The organism is Nosocomiicoccus sp. HMSC059G07, from assembly GCF_001815515.1.
In the GTDB taxonomy this organism is placed as follows: Bacteria; Bacillota; Bacilli; order Staphylococcales; family Salinicoccaceae; genus Nosocomiicoccus; species Nosocomiicoccus ampullae_A.
This window is the reverse complement of record NZ_KV820841.1, coordinates 1-20,923: the sequence shown is the minus strand read 5'-3', so window position 1 is coordinate 20,923 and position 20,923 is coordinate 1. Positions and strand designations below refer to the sequence as shown.

The following is a 20,923-nucleotide window of genomic DNA, read 5'->3' as shown; positions in this document are numbered from 1 at the left end:
CATTCGGTGGTATTTTAGGTGCGATGATTGAAATCGGGGTAAAGCGTGGACTTTATTCTAACGAAGCAGGACAAGGAACAGGGCCACACGCTGCAGCAGCTGCGGAAGTTTCTCACCCTGCAAAGCAAGGGTTAGTACAATCATTCTCAGTATATATCGATACGTTATTCGTATGTACAGCAACAGCGTTAATCATTTTACTCTCAGGAACGTATAACACAACAGACGGTCAAACGTTAGCAGACGGACGTCCTAGCTTACTATTTGATGGTGAAGTTTACGTTCAATCAGCAGATGGTACAAAGGATTACTCAGGAACAGCGATGTACGTTCAAGCAGGGGTAGACAAAGCATTTGAAGGCGCATCATATGTCTTTGATCCAACATTTGCAGGATTAGGCTCTAAATTCGTTGCGGTCGCATTATTCTTCTTTGCATTCACAACGATTTTAGCTTACTCATATATGGGAGAGACAAACATCTCCTACCTAACTCGGAACTTGAGTGATAATGCTACAAAAGTTGCGATCAACTTTGTACGTGCATTACTCATCTTCGCGACAGTGTTCGGTACAATTCGTACGGCAGCACTCGCGTGGGACTTCGGGGACTTAGGTGTTGGTATGATGGCTTGGCTAAACTTAGTCGCAATATGGATACTGTTTAAACCAGCCGTACGGGCACTAAAAGACTACGAGTCACAGATGAAAGAAAAAGGGTCTGGAAACTACGCGTTATATTCACCTTCTAAAGAAGAAATACCAAACGCAGTATTCTGGCAACATGATTACCCTGAGCGTCTAAATAAAACAGGTGAAATTGAATCGTTTAACGAATGGAAAACAAATAAAAAATAATCGTATTTAAAATGAAAAGCTTGAACACAACAGAATGTTGTTTCAAGCTCTTTTTATATTCATCTAAGTGTAGTCGGTTCTTTTATCTTTTAAGTGAAACAATGATAAAATGAATGTAATGATAATGGTGGTGATGATATGGATCTACGTGCGTTTTTTAAAACATATTATAAAGATGATATGCTGTACCGTGCACTCATTTGGTACAATACGGAGTTTTCTACGGTCGATGATTTTGTCGAATTTAAATTACAGAAACTAAATAATGGTGAAGAGATTCAGACACTCGTTCACTCGCTATCTATGGCTGAAGTTAAGCTGGTAGAACGTTTAAAAATGGAGAATGAAGGTCAAGACATCATTTATGTTGAAGAGAGTGAAGAACTTCTTCCGTTAAAAGAGTTTCAGTATATCATCGATACATCTGAAGGCTCTGTTACTCATTTTGATATCATAAAGAAAATTTATGACACATTGCTCAGTGAAGATTTAATTAGTGATGTAAAGATGATGTTAGATGATAGCGATATTGAGACGCCGAGTGATATTTATAAATTAACACCGATTTACACAGGTAATATTTTATGGTTGTATGATAATTTAACGAGTCGACATTTACGAGACATAATTCGAAAATTAAATATCACACATTATGGATCGTATAAAGATAGCTTTATTGAAACAGTCGTGAATTATTTAACGACGAAAGAATATATATCGCACGCACTCAGTCTCTTACCAAACGAAACAGTGCTACAGTTAAAAGAAAATGCAGAGAAGAACATTCATGTGTATGACAATAAAACGATGTGGCAAGAAGCAAAGTCACTTGGGATTTTGGTACAAGTCCACCGCGATTATTTAGTCATGCATGAAGGCGTCTTAAATACTCTAAAAGACGTTGATATTAGTAATATAACGTCAATTGACGTAAGTAAATATTTTAACGGTTATGAGTTATTGTTTGTCATCGATGAAATACCATCGATTACGAGAAATGTCATTATTCCGACGCGTTTAAGCGGTCGAGAATTGATTGAAATTATAAAAGAGAGCTTTATTTGGAATAATAATGGGAGTTACATTTCGTTTAACGGGCAAAAGTTTTACGAAAATGGTGACGGTATAGATGCATCGTTTATACAAGTTGATGCTATGTTAAAAGCACATCCAATGTTTACGTTCCATTATAAAAGTGAAGAACTATATAAAGTGAATGTATCACTCATTAAAACCGTGACGACAGAACATTACGCACCGCGCGTGATTTCTCATTCAGGTGAGACTCCGATAGATAACGTTGGAGATATCGATAAAGTAAAATCGATGCTAGAAATACTTTCACGTCCAGACCATATCGACTATAACGTCGTGTATGAACGCGCACGTACAAGGAATTATCGAGAGCGTTATCCGATTACAGCAATAAACGCACATATCGCAAAAATCATCCACCAAGAACGACCGTATTACGAAAAGAGGAAAGACTAACATGGATCTCGCAACGTTTTACAACATGTATTTAACAGATGTTCATCTTAAAAAGATAGGTGAACAAGGGACGAATTTATATAAATTAATCGATGAAAAAATCGAAGAGGCAATGAGTTATCAATACTTATCGATACTATCAGAATCACTCACGCCAGACGAAATTGAGTTGATTACACGATTTTCAAACTTTCACCATGAGTCAAACGTACAAGTTGTGCCGTTTGATTTAGACAAATACCCATATCTTACTTTTAACCATCATCTATTGTTTATTGGTGAAGGTGAAGGTGTCATTCATGAAGAAGTTATAGATGGTATATTACGAAGTTTTGGTAGACAAATCGAACTACCAACAGTAAGAGAAGATATCCACCTAAACAATGTCGATTTAAATCATGCGGAGTATACGACAGCGGTGAACTTATTTGAATATCCAATTATCGAATATTACAACATGCTCACTCGAGAAGAGCAGCTATATATGATCGCGAGTTATTTGAATATAGAATTCGAAGAAACAACAACACGATCACAATTAATTAATATGATCAGTAAACACTTAACAAATAGAGATGTCTTAAAATTAATATTAGAAACGATGGAAGAAAAAGAACGTCACGCATTTTTACAAAAAATCGAAGCGGGTGAAATTCTATTTACGATGGAAGAGTATCCGTGGGAAGAAGTGATGATTTCTGGACTCGTGATGCCATATCAACCAGGAATCGCGATTATTAACGCGTCGATTTATGATATTTTAAAAAATGCAAATTAGAAAAAACGGAGGGCATATTATGAGTCTTAAAGAGAAATTATTTAAAAAACTTGAAGAAAAAGAAAATAAGATGATCGACATCCGTCGTCATTTACACCAGTATCCGGAACTATCTTTTAAAGAAGAAAAAACAGCGCAATTTATAGCGGATTTCTATAAAGATAAAGACGTAAAAGTGACGACACATGTAGGAAATGGTTACGGAATTATCGCTGAAATTAACGGTAAAAATAAAGGAAAGACGATTGGACTTCGTGCAGATTTCGACGCACTACCAGTGACTGAAGAAACGGACTTGCCGTTTAAATCTAAAAATGAAGGTGTCATGCACGCGTGTGGTCACGATGCGCATACTGCGTATATGTTGATCCTTGCAGAATCTCTTTATGAGTTAAGAGATGAATGGGACGGTACGATTAAAGTTATTCATCAGCACGCTGAAGAGGTTCCGCCAGGTGGTGCGAAGTCTATTGTAGAATCTGGTCTTTTAGACGATTTAGACGAAGTTTACGGCGCGCACGTTTTCCCAATGTTCGACACAGGTGTTGTTCAATTTGCGACAGGAAATGCGATGGCAGGGTGCTCAAACTTTGATTTAGTCATCCAAGGAAGCGGCGGTCACGGTGGGCTTCCACATAAAACGAGAGACGCACTCGTTGCGGCGAGTTATTTCATTACGAACATTCAAACGATCGTATCTAGAAATATGAACCCGTTAGATATGACGGTTATCTCAATTACTTCTTTCGAGGACGCTACTGGTGGTTATAACGTCGTACAAGACAAAGTAACACTCCGCGGAACAGTGCGTTATTTACAAGAAGAAAATAAAGAATTTATCTATGAAAGATTTAAAAATATGGTGAAAGGATTAGAGGTCGCATTTGATGTTGAGTGTGACTTAAACTATGACTTCCACTTCCCAGTGTTATATAACCATCCAAAAGAATCTGAACACGTTAGAGAGTTACTGAAAAATAGCATTGGAGATTATTTAACAGACGTACAAGTGACAGAACCACTTACAGGGTCTGAAGACTTTGCGTATTATTTACAAAAAGCACCTGGCACATATATTAACGTCGGTGCAAAACCAGATGGTGTAGAAGTTGCATATCAAAACCATCATCCGAAATTTGAAATCAATGAACAAGCATTACTCATATGTGCAAAATCTATCGGTGAAATTACGGTGAACCGGTTAGAGGTATAATATGAATAAATTTGAACTAAATGATGTCGTAGAATTATGGCCAAAAAGAGACAAAAATTCTTACAAAGGAACTTTTGGTAAAGTAGGAATAATTGCTGGTAGTATTCATATGCCGGGTGCATCGGTACTTTGTACGAAAGCTGCTGTTAGAAGTGGCGCGGGTCTTACGACAGCGAATATACCGAAAGAAAACTTTACTGTTCTCGGAATGCATGTACCTGAAGCGATGCTTTATAATCGTGAAGATAATTTAGAAGACTTTTATGAAGGTCTCGACAGCATTTTGATTGGACCAGGACTTGGAGATTTTGAAGAAGATTATTTAAAAACTCTGATTCAAAAATTTAAAGGCATATTAGTTATTGATGCTGATGGTCTGACACATGTGAAGCCACTACTTAAATATATAAGAGAAAGAACATCACCAACAATTATCACACCGCATTTTGGTGAAATGGCACGTATTTTAGATGTGAATATTCAAGAAGTTGTTAATAACCAAAAAGAAGTCGCTAAAAGTTTCGCTGAAGAAAATAATGTGTATGTTGTATTAAAGGGAAGTGAAACAGTAGTTTCATCACCAACGAGTACAACAGTTTTAAATAGAGGAAATACCGGTCTTTCTAAAGGTGGATCAGGTGACGTATTAGCGGGTATGATTTTAGGATTTTCAAATCGCTATGAAAGATTAGAAGATGCCATAAATAGTGCAGTTTTTATGCACGGGTATACTGCAGAATACGTAAGTAAATTCAAAGCAGTTGAAGCAATGACTGCAATGGATATTGTGAATTATTTAGGAGAGTCGATGTTACATGTTAAAAAATGATGAAAGACGCCGTTTAGAGCATGAAGCAATAAGAAATAATGTCGGTTTTCACGAATATACGCACGATTTAATAGAGGTGAGCGGCGAAGATGCTGCAAAATTTCTAGATTATATTTTTGTAAACGACGTTTACGACTTAAACGTAGATGATAACGTCTATACAACAATGCTTGATGAGAGTGGCGGAATAATAGACGACGTCATCATTATTCGTAAAAATGTAGATACATTCCACGTTTCAACGCTTCGCGGAGAAAAAATGGTTGATTGGTTAGAATCTCATAAAAATGATTTTAAAGTAACGATTAAAAATGTGAAACATCAAAATCGTATGATCACAATACAAGGACCAAAATCACGTGATTTAGTGAATGAGCTGATAAATGAAACTATCGATGATTTAAAAAGATTTCACGTCCGAGAGTATAAAGTTTCAGATGAAACAGTTGAAATCATGCGTGCAGGATTTACTGGAGAACTCGGTTACGAAGTATATGTACGACCTGAATTTAAGGACGAGTTTATCGATCGCCTTAAAACAGCTGGAGAAAAATACAATCTAACGGAAGTCACAACAAATATATATCACGATAGTATTCCAATGGAAAAAGGATATATTCTTTTAGAAGATATTAAAGGTTTAACACCCCATGAAGCGGGTCTAGGTTGGACCGTCGACTGGAGTAAAGATTTTATCGGTAAAGAAAAAATTCTAAATGACCATAAAAAAGAAACCCGCTCACCAAATGAAGTAAAAGGATTACTTGTTGATGAGTATATTGAAAGTGACACACCAATTACGTTTAATGGAGAGAAAGTTGGAAAAGTCATTCGTGTTGTCTACGGTTACACAGTAGAACAATATATTGGATTTGCACTCGTTGATACATCAAAAGTAAAAGAGAACAGTGTTGTAGAAGTAGGGAACAATAAAGGAAAAATCGTTAAGCGTAAATTTTATGATTTAGATGATGAAAGAGTGAAATAGAAAAATGCTAGATGTCAAAAAGCATTAGACAAGTTATAAGTGTATTAAATTAAAATTTACACATTGATATAAGATATATATAATTATATAATTGTTTTTGATACTTACAAAATTCGGAGGAAAAAATGGAACAGACAATAGATCTAGAAGACCTACTAAAAGTTATTAAAAAGAATTTATTTTCAATCATCGCTTTACCATTATTATTTGGGATACTTGCACTAATAATTTCAATGTACCTAATTATACCTAAATATGAATCAACGACTCAACTTCTAGTCAATCAAAAAGAGACTCAAGATACTATGCTTTCTCAGCAAGTGCAATCGAACTTACAACTCATCAATACATATTCAGAAATTATAAAAAGCCCACGTATTTTAGATGAAGTATCTAAACGGTTAGATAATCGATATTCTATAACTGAAATTCAAGAGATGCTAAAAATAACGAATCAGTCAGATTCACAAGTTTTAAACATCAGTGTAACTAGTGAACATAGTGAGTTATCAAATGTAATAGCGAACACAGTAGCGGAAGTCTTTAGTGAAGATATAGAAAACATTATGAATGTCGATAACGTGTCAATTCTTTCTGTGGCTGAGGGAAAAGGTGAGCAAGTTGAACCAAGAACACTTGTTAACGTTGCTGTTGGAATGTTTGTAGGGCTCATAATAGCGACACTAATTATTTTCTTAAAAGAAGTACTTGATAAGCGTATTAAAAGCGAAGAACATGTCGCAGATTATTTAGATTTACCAGTACTTGGTAGTATAGAAAAGGTGAAAAAGTAATATGGCTAAGAAAAAACACAAACTAAATCCATTAGAAACATATGAAAATCCGAAATCAGTATTGAGTGAGAAGTTTAGAGGGGTACGTACTAATATTACGTTTTCTACTGCTGAAGGAAAAGTGGATAGTTTAGTAATAACAGCAGAACGTCCAGATGCCGGTAAATCGTCTATTACTTCTAATACGGCAATTACATACGCACAGTCTGGAATGAAAACTTTAATTATAGATGGAGATATGAGAAAACCAACTCAACATTATCTATTTCAAGAACAGAACTTCCGTGGACTTTCAACAGCGATTGTCGAAGGTGAGCCAATCGAAAGTTATATTATACCCACTCGTGTAAATAATTTAGACTTGCTTGCAGCAGGACCAATTCCACCAAACCCATCAGAGTTAATTGCTTCGGAACGTTTTGAAAAAATCTTTGAAGAACTAAAATATCAGTACGATATGATTATTATTGATACACCACCTATACTTACTGTTACAGATGCTCAGTTATTTGCTAAATTAACGAAAAATGCTGTACTTGTTATTGATGTGAGTGAAAACAATCGTAATGAGGTGATTCGTGCTAAAGATCTAATAGAGAAATCAGGTGCGAAGATACTTGGAGTTATTTTAAATAAAGCAATTTTAGATAAATCAACAAGTAGTTATTACTATTATTATGGTGAAGAATAATGATAGATATTCATTCTCATGTTTTAGTTGGTGTTGATGATGGACCAAAAGAGTTACAAGATGCGATTGAGCTTTTAAAGCAAGCGAAAAGGGAAGGTGTGACGGATATTATTGTTACACCTCACCATTTACATCCAAATTGGAACAACAAAAAAGATAATGTAGAAAACGGTCTCGAATATTTGAAAAATCAGAAAGAAATTCAAGAACTCGGTATTAAATTACATCCAGGACAAGAAATTAGAATTAAAGATGAACTTTTTGAGGAGCTAGAATCGAGTCAAGCAATTGGTCTTGCAAATACTAAATATATTTTGATTGAATTACCATCAAGTAATGTACCATCTTCAACAAAGCAGATTATATTTGAGTTACAAAAAAGAGGATACACACCGATTATTGCACATCCAGAAAGAAACAAAGCGATTGCGAATGATTTAAAGTTACTATATGAACTTGTGAATAATGGTGCGCTCGCTCAACTGACGACAGTTTCATTAAATGGTGGTTTAGGTAAAAAATTACAACAAGTAAGCCTACAAATGATTGAACATAATTTAGTACATTTTATAGCTTCAGATGCACATAATGTTGAAACACGTCCATTTATAATGGAAAGTTTATTTACCAATAAAAAGTTGAAACCCTATCATGATGAAATGAAACAAATGATCAAAAATGCAGAACTGTTATTAAAAAATAAAAAAATATATATTAATCAACCAGAACAACCTACACAACGTAAAAAGTTTTTAGGTATTTTTTAATATACAAAGGAGATTTATATGTGCCTGTCTTCTATTAAACTTAGAGTTTTTATACTTATGCTTATAGATTCATTAATTGTAACTTTTTCAATTTATTTAAGTTACTACATTCTCGAACCATTTTTTGAAGGATATACATTAAGAAAAATATTATTACCAGCAATAATATTACTAGTGAGTCACCACGTGTTCGCTTATATTTTTAATTTATATCACCGAGCGTGGGAGTATGCGAGTGTGAATGAACTCATACTGATCGTAAAAGCTGTGTCTGCATCAATGATATCTACAATTGTATTAGTCTCAATATTAACAGCAACAACACCATTTTTAAGATTATATTTTATAACATGGATGATGCATCTATTATTAATCGGTGGTTCAAGACTATCTTGGAGAATTATTAGAAGACAGTTTTTATCAGACAAAGATACTGTAAAAATACCCACACTTATTGTCGGTGCTGGAAGAGGGGGATCATTACTCATTCGCCAAATGCTTACAACTCCTTATATGGGCATGGAACCAGTAACAGTTGTGGACGATGACTTAAATAAGCAAGGTATGTCATTAACAACAGGTGTAAAAGTACAAGGCACGGTCGAAGATATTCCTTCTCTCATAGAGAAATTTAAAATAAAAAAAGTGATTATTGCAATACCGTCATTAAAAAATAATCGTTACAATGAAATCGCAAAAAAATGTGAAGGTATGGGTGTTGAAGTCCTAAAAATGCCGAACATTGAAGAAGTCATGGCTGGGCGTATTGAAGTCAGTCAACTAAAAAAAGTAGAAGTCGATGACTTACTTGGAAGAGAGCCAGTAGAGCTTGATATGGCAATGATTTCAAAACAGTTAACAGGTAAGGTTGCATTGATTACTGGTGCTGGAGGTTCGATAGGTTCTGAAATTTGTAGACAAATTAGTAAGTTTGGACCAGAAAGGATTATCCTTTTAGGACACGGTGAAAACAGTATTTACTTAATACATCAAGAGCTTACAGGACAATATGGCGATACGATAGATATCGTACCAATTATTGCAGACGTCAAAGACAAAGAACGAATGGAAGAAATCATGGAAAAATATAAGCCATTTGTCGTCTATCATGCAGCAGCACATAAACACGTACCATTAATGGAATATAATCCAGAAGAAGCGGTGCAAAATAACATCTTTGGAACAAAAAACACGGCAGAAGCTGCTAAAAAGGCAGGAGTAAGAAAATTTGTCATGGTTTCAACAGATAAAGCAGTCAACCCACCAAACGTTATGGGTGCGACAAAACGTGTGGCAGAAATGGTCATCCAAAGTTTAAACGACGAAGATGGTACTACAGACTTTGTAGCAGTCAGATTCGGTAACGTTCTTGGTTCAAGAGGATCAGTCATCCCACTATTTAAAAAGCAGATAGAAGCGGGTGGTCCAGTTACAGTAACCCATCCAGAAATGACGAGATACTTCATGACAATACCAGAAGCATCACGACTTGTACTACAAGCAGGTGCACTTGCAGAAGGTGGAGAAGTATTCGTTCTAGATATGGGTGAGCCAGTAAAAATAGTAGATCTCGCTAGAAAAATGATTCGCTTAAGTGGGTTTAGTCAAGAAGAGATAGGGATAGAATTTACTGGTATTAGACCTGGTGAAAAACTGTTTGAAGAGTTGTTAAATGAAGATGAGATACATCCAGAACAAGTGTATGAGGGTATATATAGAGGGAAAGTGGTTAAGTGTAGTAAAAAAGACCTGTCACCTATACTAAAGGTAATATCATATAATTTTGATAAAGATTATTTATTGAGTGTCGCAAATAAAAAATAACGTTGGTGTTAGTTAATGAAAAATTTAGTCTACTATAATTTAATTTTGATATTTTTACTCCAATTTATTAACCAAATTTTTATACCGATACCTTTATTTATTATTGGTATATTATATGTATCTTCTTTTTTCTTCTCAACTAAAAGAAATATTCTAGGAGTATATTTATACTTAGTTATGATTTCATCGGAATTTTTATTATACCTTACCAATATTTTATTTGTGATTTTCTTATTATGGTATCATCGCAACAATATTATTATAGGAATAAATTCGTTATTGATTCTTTTATTGACACTAAATGAGAGTGTACATGTGTTCATCAATAGTTTAATGGGATTTCAAGAAAGTATAATTAAATTATTTGGTTTTTTAGTTTGCCTCATACCCTTTATGTTTTTAAAACAGCTAAGAAACACTGTAAATATAAAAGTTACTTTCAACTTTTTACTACTAGGCTTTGTTTCATTTAGCCTCATTACTATTGGTACATACATAACATCATATAATGTTGCGAATTTCTTTAATGAAATACGTAGATTTGGCTATTTGCCTAAAAACAAAGATGAATCTGCTTTGTTGATGAATCCGAATACTATTGGTAAGAATAGTGCTTTTATTGTAGGTACTTATCTAGTTTTAATTAATCTTGGATACTTAAAATATAGTATAAAAAATATTATATTAATTTCTTATGTTATTTTTATAGGTTCACTAACACTGTCAAGATCATTTTTTTTACTAATGATAACAACCCTGGTATTAATTGCCATTTATCAAATGATAAAGAAAAAAGCACTAAAAATTATAATGATTTTTATCTTGTTGATTAGCTCTCTTCTTGTAATGATAAAATATGCAACAAATTTTACGAAAGCAATCTCAAGAAGAGTGATTGAAGCTGACGATATTAGTGGAGGAAGACTAGACATTTATAGCCAATATATAAATATTATTACTACAGATTACAAAGTTTTACTATTTGGAACTGGAATGCAGGATTATTTATTAAAGGTTCAAAATTATAATTCTTTCATTAATCAATCATCTCATAATATAGTTTTAGAAATTTTAACAATATGGGGTATTGTTGGCTTAATAATAGTAACAATGTTCATGTTTAACTATATATATGAATGTAAAAATTTTTTAACCAGTTCGTTAGAAACTAAAATTTTGCTACTAATCCCAATAATCATAATTATTATATCGGCTATGTTTGGGCAATTTTTCATATCATATTATCACACTTTTGCTCTCACTTTTTTTGCCTTGATTCTATTAGATGTAAAAGGTGTATGTAAATGTTAAGAGATAGTTTTATTTATTTGCTTTCAAGAATATTTCCTGCAATTTTAAGTTTTGTTGCTTTATTTATTTTCATTAAATTTATGAGTCCTAATGACTATGGTTTATATAGTGTAGCGATAGTAAGTATTGGATTAATAAACGTTATAAGCTCACAGTGGATAAGATCAGGATTAATAAGGTTTTATAATCGACAGATTCCAAATTTTTTAGGTAAAACTTTTACTTTTCAACTTTTAGTTTTAATAATTATTGTTGGTATTTTAACTATAGTAGGTTTAAGTTTAAACTTAGGTATCACACAGATATTTTTGCTCTTATTTATGTTGAGTAATCTTATTGTTAATGAGATTTTAAATAATTATTATCGAACGATACTAAAGCCTAAATTAGTTTTATTTGGAAATTTAATAAAAAATATATTCTTTGTTATAACTTTAATTTTATTCATCTATATATATAATAAATTGTCATTTGATCAATCTTTACTTTCATATTCTATAGGATTATTAACATCTAATTTATATTACTTCTTTAATTTTAAAGAGAAAATTAAATTAGAAAAAGATTTCAAATTAATGAAAGCTTTCCTAGTATATGGTTTACCTCTAACTATTTCTTTTGCACTTGGTATGTTATTACAAAATATAGATAAGTATTTAATTACGTTTTTTCTTGATGTTAAAAGAACCGGCTATTACTCTTTAGTTTATGATTTATTTCATAATAGTTTATATATGGTGATGGGCGCTATGGCTATGGCCTCATTACCAAGGGTTTTGAAACAAAAAGGTGATTATACTAAAACGTTTAATAGATATATAGAAATTGTATACGTGATTTCAATTCCCTTAGTAGCTGCTTTACTAGTACTAACTCCTGAATTTGTTACTATTTTAAATTCATTTAATTATAAAACAACCGAATTAATTATAGTTTTTGTTATTTTAGCTACTTTCATTCATGGAGTAAATTCATATATTTATGGTCAAGCAGTTCAATTATTACAAAAAACAAATATTATACTAATACCGTCAATAGTGGCAGTATTAGTAAATATAATTATCAATAGTTTACTCTTAAACTTAATAGGTGTTTTAGCAGCAGCTATAAGTAGTTTAATCGCATTTTCTATTTCTAATATTATGATTTTAAAAAAATTAAATAAAGAAAAGCATTTAAATTTTTATCCCAAAAAACTATCTTATTTTTTACTAATTACAATTGTTGTTGTTTTGATAGTTTGGAATATTAATCTTACAAATGTTTATATAACTGCTTCAATAAAAATTTTTATTTTAACAATATATATTGGTATAAGTTATTTCAAATTTAAAGAAACTGTTTTAATGAAGGAGAAATTTTAGTGAAAATAGTCCATGTAATAACTTCACTCGAGAGTGGAGGTGCTGAGAGAATGTTAAGTAATCTCGTTAATTTAGATAATGAAAATGAACATGTAATTATATCTGTTCTAAAAAGTAACATTCATTATGAAATTAATGAAAATATTAATATTATTGAATTAAATTTAAAAAATAATATATTAGGTAAATTTAAAATGATATCAAAAATTATTTCAATAATAAAAAAAGAGAAACCTGATATTGTCCAAACTTGGCTAAAGTTAAATTATATTTCTCCAATTCTTAAATATGTGATAAAGAAGCCTAAATATCTGATAAATATTAGACATGGTGTAAGAAAGAAATATACGAGGAGTAAAAGTGTTATTGAAAGTAGTTATTTAGGATATGTAGATGGAACAGTATTTGTATCAAATGCTTCTAAAAATGAATTTGAAAATAAGGGATTATTTTTAAAAAAACCTGTAGTGATAAATAACGGTTTTCACTTAAAAAATTATATGTATCAAAGTAATAGTTCAAATGGTTCTCTTAAAATAGGTTATGTAGGACGAAATCATCCTGTTAAAAACCAACAAATGTTATTTAGGGCTTTTAATGAATTTGCAATTGATAAAAATGTTGAACTTCATATTGCTGGCAGTAATATGAATTATGAAAGTTTCTCATCAATTATATCTGATGATGTAAAAAGTAAAATTCAATGGCATGGTGAAGTAAAGGATCCATTTAATATTTATAAAGTTATTGATGTTCTAGTACTTACATCTAAGACTGAAGGTTACCCTAATGTTATAGGTGAAGCAATGTCTATTGGAGTACCAGTTATTTCAACAAACGCTGGAGAAAGTTGGGATATAATTAGAGAGTCTGGATTTAGGATAAGTATGAATTACAAAGACTTAATAAAAGTTTTAGAGAAAGCATATCACAATCCTAGGATTCTAAAACAGAAATCTAAAGAAGCTTATTGTATAATTCAAAATAATTATTCAATGAGAAAAATAGTTGAGCAATATAAAAAATATTATGAAGAGGTATTGAAATGAAAGTTTTAATCACAGGCACTGCAGGATTTATTGGTTCACATTTAGCAAAAAAGTTAATTGAAAAAGGTCATTCTATTGTTGGGGTAGATAATATCAATGATTATTATGATCCACAATTAAAAGAGGACAGATTAAAGACTATTGACGAAAATTATCATACTTTTTATAAACTTAATCTAGAAGACTATGATGAATTAACAGAAGTTTTTAGAAAAGAACAACCGGATATTGTTATCAACTTAGCTGCTCAAGCGGGTGTACGTTATAGCTTAGAAAATCCAAGAGCGTATATTGATTCGAATATTGTTGGCTTCATGAATGTTTTAGAATGTTGCCGTCATTTTGATGTGAATCATTTAATTTATGCATCATCTAGTTCTGTTTATGGTGCAAATACTTCTAAACCTTTCTCAACAAGTGATAATGTAGATCATCCGTTAAGTTTATATGCAGCAACAAAAAAATCTAATGAATTAATGGCGCATACATACAGTCATTTATATAATATCCCAACAACAGGACTTAGGTTTTTTACAGTGTATGGACCATGGGGACGTCCGGATATGGCATTATTTAAATTCACAAAATCTATTATCGAAGGTAAAGAAATCGATGTTTATAATCATGGTAATATGATGCGTGACTTTACTTATGTTGATGATATTGTTGAAGCTATTAGTAGATTAGTTGAAAGACCCGCACGACCAAATAATGAATGGGATGGTAATAATCCAGACCCTGGTTCATCTTATGCACCATATAAAGTATATAATATTGGTAATAATAGTCCTGTTCGCTTAATGGAATTTATTGAAGCAATTGAAAACAAGCTTGATATTGAAGCTAAGAAGAACTATATGGATTTACAGCCAGGGGACGTTCCTGAAACTTACGCCAATGTTGAAGACTTATTTAGAGATATTGATTTCAAGCCAGAGACAAACATTCAAGATGGAGTCAATAATTTTGTGGATTGGTATATTGATTACTATGACATAAAACTATAAGAGGTGTTAATATGAGAAAAATAGGAGTAGTTGGTCTCGGTTATGTAGGATTACCTATGGCTGTGACTTTTGGTAAGAAGCAACATGTAATTGGTTTTGATATTAATGAAAATAGAATTGAAGAATTAAAAAAAGGTTACGATCGTACTGATGAAGTTGAACCTGAAGATTTAGAAAAAGCAGATATTTTATATACATCAAATTTAGATGACTTAAGTCAAGCAGACTTTATTATCGTCGCGGTTCCAACACCAATTAATGAGCATAAGCAGCCGAATTTAGCACCACTTCTTGGTGCAAGTCAATCTGTTGGGAAAGCGTTAGTGAACGCTCCGAAAGATACAATTGTTGTTTTTGAATCGACGGTGTACCCTGGTGCTACTGAGGAAGATTGTATACCTGTTCTTGAGAAATACTCAGGGCTTAAAGCAGGAGAAGATTTCTTTGTTGGCTATTCTCCAGAACGTATCAACCCAGGAGATAAGGTAAATACGTTTGAGTCTATTATCAAAGTTGTTTCTGGACAAAATGATGAAGTTTTAGACATTATTGCTGAAGTTTATGAATCAGTAGTAACTGCTGGTGTTCATAGAGCATCAAGTATTAAAGTTGCTGAAGCAGCTAAAGTGATTGAAAATACTCAGCGTGACGTAAATATTGCATTAATGAATGAAATTGCAATTATTTGTAGTAAAGCTGGAATTGATACTAATGAGGTACTAAAAGCGGCACGTACAAAATGGAATTTCTTAGATTTCAGACCAGGGTTAGTTGGGGGGCACTGCATTGGTGTTGATCCATATTATTTAACATATAAAGCACAAGAACTGGGTCATCATCCTGAAGTCATTCTTTCTGGACGTAGAATTAATGATAATATGCCAAAGCTAATCGCATCAGATATTGTTCAAAAATTACTTAAAAATGGTCATGAAGTTCAAGGGAAAACTGTGAATTTCTTAGGGTTAACATTTAAAGAAAACTGTCCAGATTTAAGAAATACAAAAGCTGTAGACTTAATAAATGAGTTAGAAAACTATGGACTAAATGTAGTAGTGAATGATGTTGAAGCGGATTCTAAAGAAGCTAAACAACTTTATAATATAGATTTAAAAGCAAAAAATGAGTTAGAAGTTTCAAATGCTTTAATTATTGCGGTTCAACATGAGGACTATATTAAAAATAAAGCAAGTTATCTAGAGTTAGTATCTGATGATGGTATCATTTTTGATATCAAAGGTATGATTTCAAAGCAAGATTTAAAAGAGAATCAGAAGCTGTGGAGATTGTAGAAATGAATATAAATAGAGTTAATTTGAAAAGAATATTAAGGAAACTACTATACAAGGGTATCACAAAAAATATCTACGTTTATTTGTCGAATATTAAAATATTTCTTAATAAGAATCTTACTGATAAAGAGTTTATTAAGAAAAATTTTATTAAAAATACAGGAATAACACCTAATTTAGAAAACCCAAAGGAATTTCATGAAAAGGTATTATGGTTAAAAATTCATTATAGAAATCCGTTAATGAAAAAGTGTTCAGATAAGTATCGTGTACGTGAATATGTTGAAGAAAAAGGTTTTTCTAATTATCTTATGAATATTTATGGCGCATATAAAAGCTTTGATGATATTGATTTTAAAGAACTTCCTGATAAAGTTTTTATTAAGACTAACCATGCTTCAGGATTAAATATGATGATTGATAAAAATAATACAAATCTTAAAAAAGCAAAGAAATATTTCGATAAAGCACAAAACTTTAATTATTATAAACGTTCTAGAGAATGGAATTATGATGGAATTTCGCCACTTTTAGTTGTAGAACCATTTTTAGATATGAAAAAGTTTAATGATTATAAATTTTTTGTGTTAGATGGTAAAGTAGAATTTTTTACAATATGTGATAACTTAACTGATGCAAATGGTATCCAATCATTAAGTGAATCTAGTATAAACTATTATGATAAGAACCTGAATTTACTTGATGATATTGGATCGTTAAGACCTGCTCTAACAAAAGAAATACAATTTAGTAAAGATTTGGACAAAATGTGGAAAGCAGCTGAGAAACTTGCAGCAGAATTCCCTTATTGCAGAGTAGATTTTATTGTATCAGAAGATGAAGTTTATTTTGGAGAAATGACATTCTACTCTAACGGAGGAAATTTAGTTATAAAACCAAGAGAACGAAGCATCGAAATGGGAAGTAATATTAAGCTAGATGATATAGACAGTCGATATTTAATATAATCATTTATTTGGGAGTTAATTATATGAAAAAAATTGTTCAAGTTTCCGCAATTGATATGACTATGAATAATTTCCTTGCACCGCTTAACAAGGCGAGTAAAGAATCAGGTTTTGAGGTTCATACTGCATGTTCACCTGGAAATTATGTAGATGAGATTAAAAAAGATGGTTTAATTTTTCATGATATTAAAATTGATAGAAAGATTAGTCCGTTAAGTAATTTAAAGTCTATATACAAGCTGTATACGTTATTTAAAGCAATTAATCCTGATATTGTTCATGTGCACACTCCTGTTGCTGCTGTTTTAGGTAGAATAGCTGCAAAATTAGCTAGAGTACCAACAATAATATACACAGCTCATGGATTTTATTTTCATGATGATATGAATGAAAAAGATTATAAATTTTATTTTAATATTGAAAAATATATGGGCAGATATTTTACAGATTTTATATTTACTCAAAGTATAGAAGATCATGAAATTGCAAAAAGCAATAATTTTTTAAAAAATAAAAGTAATCATATACACATTAGTAATGGTATTGATCTTGATAAAAAGTTTAATTACGAAAGTTTATCTCCAAAAGTAAGAGAAGATATTAGAAATCTACATAGTATTAGTGAAGAAGATATTGTAGTAACATTTATAGGTAGGCTAGTAGAGGAAAAAGGAATTTTAGACTTTTTAGAAAGTATAGAACTTTTAGAATCTAATAATATAAAATACATTATTATAGGAAGTCTACCACCTGGAGAAAGAGATACTGAGACTTTTAATAAACTTAAAAATTTTGAAGATAATCCTAATGTAATTTTTACTGGTCAAATAGAAAATGTAAATGAATATCTATATGCAAGTGATGTGTTTTGTTTACCATCATACAGAGAAGGTATGCCACGTTCAATAATTGAAGCGATGTCAATGAAAAATGCTGTTTTAGCGACTAACATTAGAGGCTCAAGAGAAGAAGTGGTTAAAAACGAGACGGGCTTCTTATTTGAAATAAATGATAGTCAAGCAATCGCTTCATATATTGATAAATTAAATAGCGACAGAGCATTATTAACAAAGATGCAAGAAAACGGTTATGAGCGTGCTCATAAACTCTATAATGAGAAAGATGTAGTAGAAAAGCAACTCGAAATATTTAATTTAGTAACTAACAAGTAGGTGTATTTATGAAATTGTTATTAACAGGAGCAACAGGTTTCTCGGGTAAAGAATTTCTGAAAAATCTCGAAGACGAAAAACACGATTTTGAAGAAATTCATGTTGTTGTTAGAGATAATTCACTTAGATCCTTCATTCAAAATTCATCATTGAATATTATTGAGCATTACGGAGATTTAACAGATAAGAAATTTATTAAAAAAATCACAGAAAACATCGATGTAATACTGCATATAGCTGGAATTCAAATGAGTAAAGATTTATTTAATTCAGCTATTGAAAATAAGGTCGATTGGATTATAGCTGTACATACAACAGGTAGATATTCTAAATTTAAAGTCGCATCAGAAGAATATATAGCTATTGAAGATGAGTTGCTAAATCAAAAAAATAAAATAAATATAACTATATTAAGACCAACAATGATTTATGGATCTATGAGAGACAGAAATATGTCTAAGTTAATAAAGTTTTTAGATAAATCACCAGTCTATCCAGTTTTCGGTAATGGAAAGAATCTTATGCAACCTGTAAATGGTAAAGATTTAGCCATTGCATATAAGCAAGTTTTGGATAATGAAGATGTCACCAAAAATAAAGAATATAATTTATCTGGGGAAAAACCTATTGAATATTTGGATCTACTTAAAATCGTTTCTAGGAAACTTGGTAAAAAAACTAGCTTTGTTCGAATTCCTATAAAATTATCTTATTATACAGCAAAAATCGGTAAAAAAATAACTAGTAAGTTTCCTATTCAGGATGAACAAGTTTTAAGAATGCAAGAAAATAAAGACTTCAGTCATTATGAGGCAACTAAAGACTTTGAGTTCAATCCACGTTCTTTTGAAACAGGAATAGAACAACAAATATTGGAGTATAAGGGAGAATAAGATTTGATTAAAAGACTATTTGATATTACTAGCGCGAGTGTTGTATTAATTGTATTTTCTCCAGTATTATTAGTCACTTCTTATTTTATAAAAAAAGAATCTGAAGGTCCGGCTATTTTTACTCAGAAAAGACCGGGTTTAAATAATGAGTTATTCGATATTTATAAATTTAGATCGATGAGAATAGATACACCACATTTAGCGACTGATAAAATTGATGCTAGCAAATATATTACGAAGACTGGAAAATTTATCAGAAAAACTTCAATTGACGAGTTACCTCAATTATATAACATTATTAAAGGTGATATGTCAGTTGTGGGTCCAAGACCAGCACTCTATAACCAATATGAATTAATTGAAGCAAGGACTAAAGAAAATGTACATACTGTTAGACCAGGTTTAACTGGTCTTGCCCAGGTAATGGGAAGAGACGATATATCCGATTATGAAAAAGTTCAATTTGATAAGTATTACGTTGAAAATAGAACTTTTTTAATTGATATGTATATTATATTTAAAACGATTAAAAATACTGTAACTTCGGATGGTGTGAAACATTAGAAAGGATGTCTAATTTTGGAGGAGAGACAAAAAGTAAGAAAACGAAGACGTCGTAAAAAAAGAATGCCTGTATGGTTAAAGGTACTACTGACTTGTTTTCTTTTATTTATTATCGCAGGTCTTGCTTTTGCTGTGTTTACGTTTTATAAACTAAATCAATTAGGCACATCGATTAACGAAGGTTCTGAAGAAAGACAACCTTCTAATTTAAGACGAGAAGACGTTAATATCGATAAGAAAGATCCAATCTCAATCGCATTATTTGGTGTGGACTCTGATGAGTCACGTGAAGGCTTAGGTGAGCGTTCGGACTCAATTATGATTCTATCAGTAAACCCAAATAATGATAAAACAGTGATGATTAGTATCCCACGTGATACACGTACAGAGATTGTAGGTAATGATTCAGTAGAAAAAATCAACCACGCATATGCTTACGGTGGCCCACAAATGGCAAAAGATTCAATTGAGAATCTAATGAATGTACCAATAGATCACTATGTGAGTATTAATATGGATGGTTTAAAGGACTTAATAGATATTGTTGGTGGCGTTACAGTAGTAAGTAACTCAACATTTGAGGTCAAGGGTAATTCTTATGTCGAAGGCTTGCCTTATGATATGTATGGTGAAGAGGCACTCGCATTTACAAGAAGTCGTTATCAGGACGGATCTGGTGGGGACTTTGGTCGACAAGAGCGTCAACAATTAGTTGTAGAAGCTTTAGGAGATAAGTTATTATCTGCAGGATCAATTACGAGAATTAACTCAATTTTAGACACATTAGGGAATAACGTAAGAACAGACTTAAAAATGGCGGATATCCAAGATATTGGTACAAAGTATAATGGTGCACGTCGTAATGTTGAACGTATTCAATTAGAGGGTACTGGAGAAACTATGGAAGACGGATTATGGTATTTCTTACCTGACGAAGAGAGTCTAAAAGAAGCAGAAAGAAAATACAAAGAGAATTTAGAGATAGAATAGAGATAATAGAAATACATTTTAATAAAGAATTTGAAGAATTTATTTTGAAAGGAAGATTTTATAATCAACCTAGCCACTTAA

General features: G+C 31.7%; 20 protein-coding genes. All 20 read left to right on the top strand.

Features of this window, described 5'->3' with window-relative positions:
- A partial coding sequence (locus HMPREF3029_RS05730) for an alanine:cation symporter family protein (protein ID WP_144265424.1) occupies positions 1–857 on the top strand: 857 nt, incomplete at its 5' end.
- 138 nt (positions 858–995) lie between these two features.
- On the top strand, positions 996–2,348 hold the full coding sequence (locus HMPREF3029_RS05725; RefSeq protein ID WP_070710142.1) for an IS1096 element passenger TnpR family protein: 1,353 nt from the start codon (positions 996–998) through the stop codon (positions 2,346–2,348).
- A 1-nt stretch (position 2,349) separates the two neighbouring features.
- Positions 2,350–3,126 (top strand): hypothetical protein, encoded by a 777-nt coding sequence (locus HMPREF3029_RS05720; RefSeq protein ID WP_070710141.1) that lies wholly within the window; start codon positions 2,350–2,352, stop codon positions 3,124–3,126.
- A 19-nt stretch (positions 3,127–3,145) separates the two neighbouring features.
- Positions 3,146–4,339 carry an amidohydrolase gene (locus tag HMPREF3029_RS05715; RefSeq protein ID WP_070710140.1) on the top strand — a complete coding sequence of 398 codons (1,194 nt, stop codon included), beginning with the start codon at positions 3,146–3,148 and terminating at the stop codon, positions 4,337–4,339.
- Position 4,340: 1 nt separating this feature from the next.
- On the top strand, positions 4,341–5,168 hold the full coding sequence (locus HMPREF3029_RS05710) for an NAD(P)H-hydrate dehydratase (RefSeq protein WP_070710139.1): 828 nt from the start codon (positions 4,341–4,343) through the stop codon (positions 5,166–5,168).
- Positions 5,155–6,156: an aminomethyl transferase family protein gene (locus HMPREF3029_RS05705; protein ID WP_070710138.1), complete on the top strand. Its 1,002-nt coding sequence runs from the start codon at positions 5,155–5,157 to the stop codon at positions 6,154–6,156. Before HMPREF3029_RS05710 ends, HMPREF3029_RS05705 begins: the two co-directional genes overlap by 14 nt.
- A gap of 125 nt (positions 6,157–6,281) precedes the next feature.
- A complete protein-coding gene (locus HMPREF3029_RS05700) occupies positions 6,282–6,950 on the top strand; it encodes a Wzz/FepE/Etk N-terminal domain-containing protein (protein WP_070710137.1) in 669 nt (222 codons plus the stop codon).
- A 1-nt stretch (position 6,951) separates the two neighbouring features.
- Entirely contained in the window at positions 6,952–7,641 is a 690-nt protein-coding gene (locus HMPREF3029_RS05695) for a polysaccharide biosynthesis tyrosine autokinase (RefSeq protein WP_070710136.1), read from the top strand.
- Positions 7,641–8,408, top strand: a complete 768-nt coding sequence (locus tag HMPREF3029_RS05690; protein ID WP_070710135.1) for a tyrosine-protein phosphatase — start codon at positions 7,641–7,643, stop codon at positions 8,406–8,408. The genes HMPREF3029_RS05695 and HMPREF3029_RS05690 overlap by 1 nt, the downstream gene beginning before the upstream one ends.
- Positions 8,409–8,465: 57 nt before the next feature.
- Entirely contained in the window at positions 8,466–10,232 is a 1,767-nt protein-coding gene (locus HMPREF3029_RS05685) for a polysaccharide biosynthesis protein (protein ID WP_371327382.1), read from the top strand.
- 15 nt (positions 10,233–10,247) lie between these two features.
- Entirely contained in the window at positions 10,248–11,543 is a 1,296-nt protein-coding gene (locus HMPREF3029_RS05680; RefSeq protein ID WP_070710133.1) for an O-antigen ligase family protein, read from the top strand.
- Positions 11,537–12,907, top strand: a complete 1,371-nt coding sequence (locus HMPREF3029_RS05675) for a lipopolysaccharide biosynthesis protein (protein WP_070710132.1) — start codon at positions 11,537–11,539, stop codon at positions 12,905–12,907. The genes HMPREF3029_RS05680 and HMPREF3029_RS05675 overlap by 7 nt, the downstream gene beginning before the upstream one ends.
- Positions 12,907–13,956: a glycosyltransferase gene (locus HMPREF3029_RS05670; RefSeq protein ID WP_070710131.1), complete on the top strand. Its 1,050-nt coding sequence runs from the start codon at positions 12,907–12,909 to the stop codon at positions 13,954–13,956. Before HMPREF3029_RS05675 ends, HMPREF3029_RS05670 begins: the two co-directional genes overlap by 1 nt.
- Complete coding sequence (locus HMPREF3029_RS05665; RefSeq protein WP_070710130.1) at positions 13,953–14,963, top strand: NAD-dependent epimerase; 1,011 nt, start codon at positions 13,953–13,955, stop codon at positions 14,961–14,963. The genes HMPREF3029_RS05670 and HMPREF3029_RS05665 overlap by 4 nt, the downstream gene beginning before the upstream one ends.
- An 11-nt stretch (positions 14,964–14,974) precedes the next feature.
- On the top strand, positions 14,975–16,255 hold the full coding sequence (locus HMPREF3029_RS05660; RefSeq protein ID WP_070710129.1) for a nucleotide sugar dehydrogenase: 1,281 nt from the start codon (positions 14,975–14,977) through the stop codon (positions 16,253–16,255).
- Between the two features lie 2 nt (positions 16,256–16,257).
- Complete coding sequence (locus HMPREF3029_RS05655; RefSeq protein ID WP_070710128.1) at positions 16,258–17,223, top strand: ATP-grasp fold amidoligase family protein; 966 nt, start codon at positions 16,258–16,260, stop codon at positions 17,221–17,223.
- Positions 17,224–17,246: 23 nt separating this feature from the next.
- A complete protein-coding gene (locus HMPREF3029_RS05650) occupies positions 17,247–18,395 on the top strand; it encodes a glycosyltransferase family 4 protein (RefSeq protein ID WP_070710127.1) in 1,149 nt (382 codons plus the stop codon).
- An 8-nt stretch (positions 18,396–18,403) separates the two neighbouring features.
- Complete coding sequence (locus HMPREF3029_RS05645; protein ID WP_070710126.1) at positions 18,404–19,288, top strand: NAD-dependent epimerase/dehydratase family protein; 885 nt, start codon at positions 18,404–18,406, stop codon at positions 19,286–19,288.
- 6 nt (positions 19,289–19,294) lie between these two features.
- Positions 19,295–19,852 (top strand): sugar transferase, encoded by a 558-nt coding sequence (locus HMPREF3029_RS05640; RefSeq protein ID WP_070710155.1) that lies wholly within the window; start codon positions 19,295–19,297, stop codon positions 19,850–19,852.
- Positions 19,853–19,915: 63 nt separating this feature from the next.
- Positions 19,916–20,842, top strand: a complete 927-nt coding sequence (locus HMPREF3029_RS05635) for an LCP family glycopolymer transferase (protein ID WP_070710154.1) — start codon at positions 19,916–19,918, stop codon at positions 20,840–20,842.
- The last annotated feature ends 81 nt before the right edge of the window (positions 20,843–20,923 follow it).

Bases quoted from the DNA above. Each gene is read 5' to 3' on its own strand.
- HMPREF3029_RS05725 (WP_070710142.1), top strand. From the start codon at position 996: ATGGATCTACGTGCGTTTTTTAAAACATATTATAAAGATGATATGCTG.
- HMPREF3029_RS05685 (WP_371327382.1), top strand. From the start codon at position 8,466: ATGCTTATAGATTCATTAATTGTAACTTTTTCAATTTATTTAAGTTAC.
- HMPREF3029_RS05645 (WP_070710126.1), top strand. From the start codon at position 18,404: ATGAAATTGTTATTAACAGGAGCAACAGGTTTCTCGGGTAAAGAATTT.
- HMPREF3029_RS05700 (WP_070710137.1), top strand. From the start codon at position 6,282: ATGGAACAGACAATAGATCTAGAAGACCTACTAAAAGTTATTAAAAAG.
- HMPREF3029_RS05660 (WP_070710129.1), top strand. From the start codon at position 14,975: ATGAGAAAAATAGGAGTAGTTGGTCTCGGTTATGTAGGATTACCTATG.
- HMPREF3029_RS05715 (WP_070710140.1), top strand. From the start codon at position 3,146: ATGAGTCTTAAAGAGAAATTATTTAAAAAACTTGAAGAAAAAGAAAAT.
- HMPREF3029_RS05635 (WP_070710154.1), top strand. From the start codon at position 19,916: ATGCCTGTATGGTTAAAGGTACTACTGACTTGTTTTCTTTTATTTATT.
- HMPREF3029_RS05655 (WP_070710128.1), top strand. From the start codon at position 16,258: ATGAATATAAATAGAGTTAATTTGAAAAGAATATTAAGGAAACTACTA.
- HMPREF3029_RS05650 (WP_070710127.1), top strand. From the start codon at position 17,247: ATGAAAAAAATTGTTCAAGTTTCCGCAATTGATATGACTATGAATAAT.
- HMPREF3029_RS05675 (WP_070710132.1), top strand. From the start codon at position 11,537: ATGTTAAGAGATAGTTTTATTTATTTGCTTTCAAGAATATTTCCTGCA.
- HMPREF3029_RS05690 (WP_070710135.1), top strand. From the start codon at position 7,641: ATGATAGATATTCATTCTCATGTTTTAGTTGGTGTTGATGATGGACCA.
- HMPREF3029_RS05720 (WP_070710141.1), top strand. From the start codon at position 2,350: ATGGATCTCGCAACGTTTTACAACATGTATTTAACAGATGTTCATCTT.
- HMPREF3029_RS05665 (WP_070710130.1), top strand. From the start codon at position 13,953: ATGAAAGTTTTAATCACAGGCACTGCAGGATTTATTGGTTCACATTTA.
- HMPREF3029_RS05705 (WP_070710138.1), top strand. From the start codon at position 5,155: ATGTTAAAAAATGATGAAAGACGCCGTTTAGAGCATGAAGCAATAAGA.
- HMPREF3029_RS05710 (WP_070710139.1), top strand. From the start codon at position 4,341: ATGAATAAATTTGAACTAAATGATGTCGTAGAATTATGGCCAAAAAGA.
- HMPREF3029_RS05695 (WP_070710136.1), top strand. From the start codon at position 6,952: ATGGCTAAGAAAAAACACAAACTAAATCCATTAGAAACATATGAAAAT.
- HMPREF3029_RS05680 (WP_070710133.1), top strand. From the start codon at position 10,248: ATGAAAAATTTAGTCTACTATAATTTAATTTTGATATTTTTACTCCAA.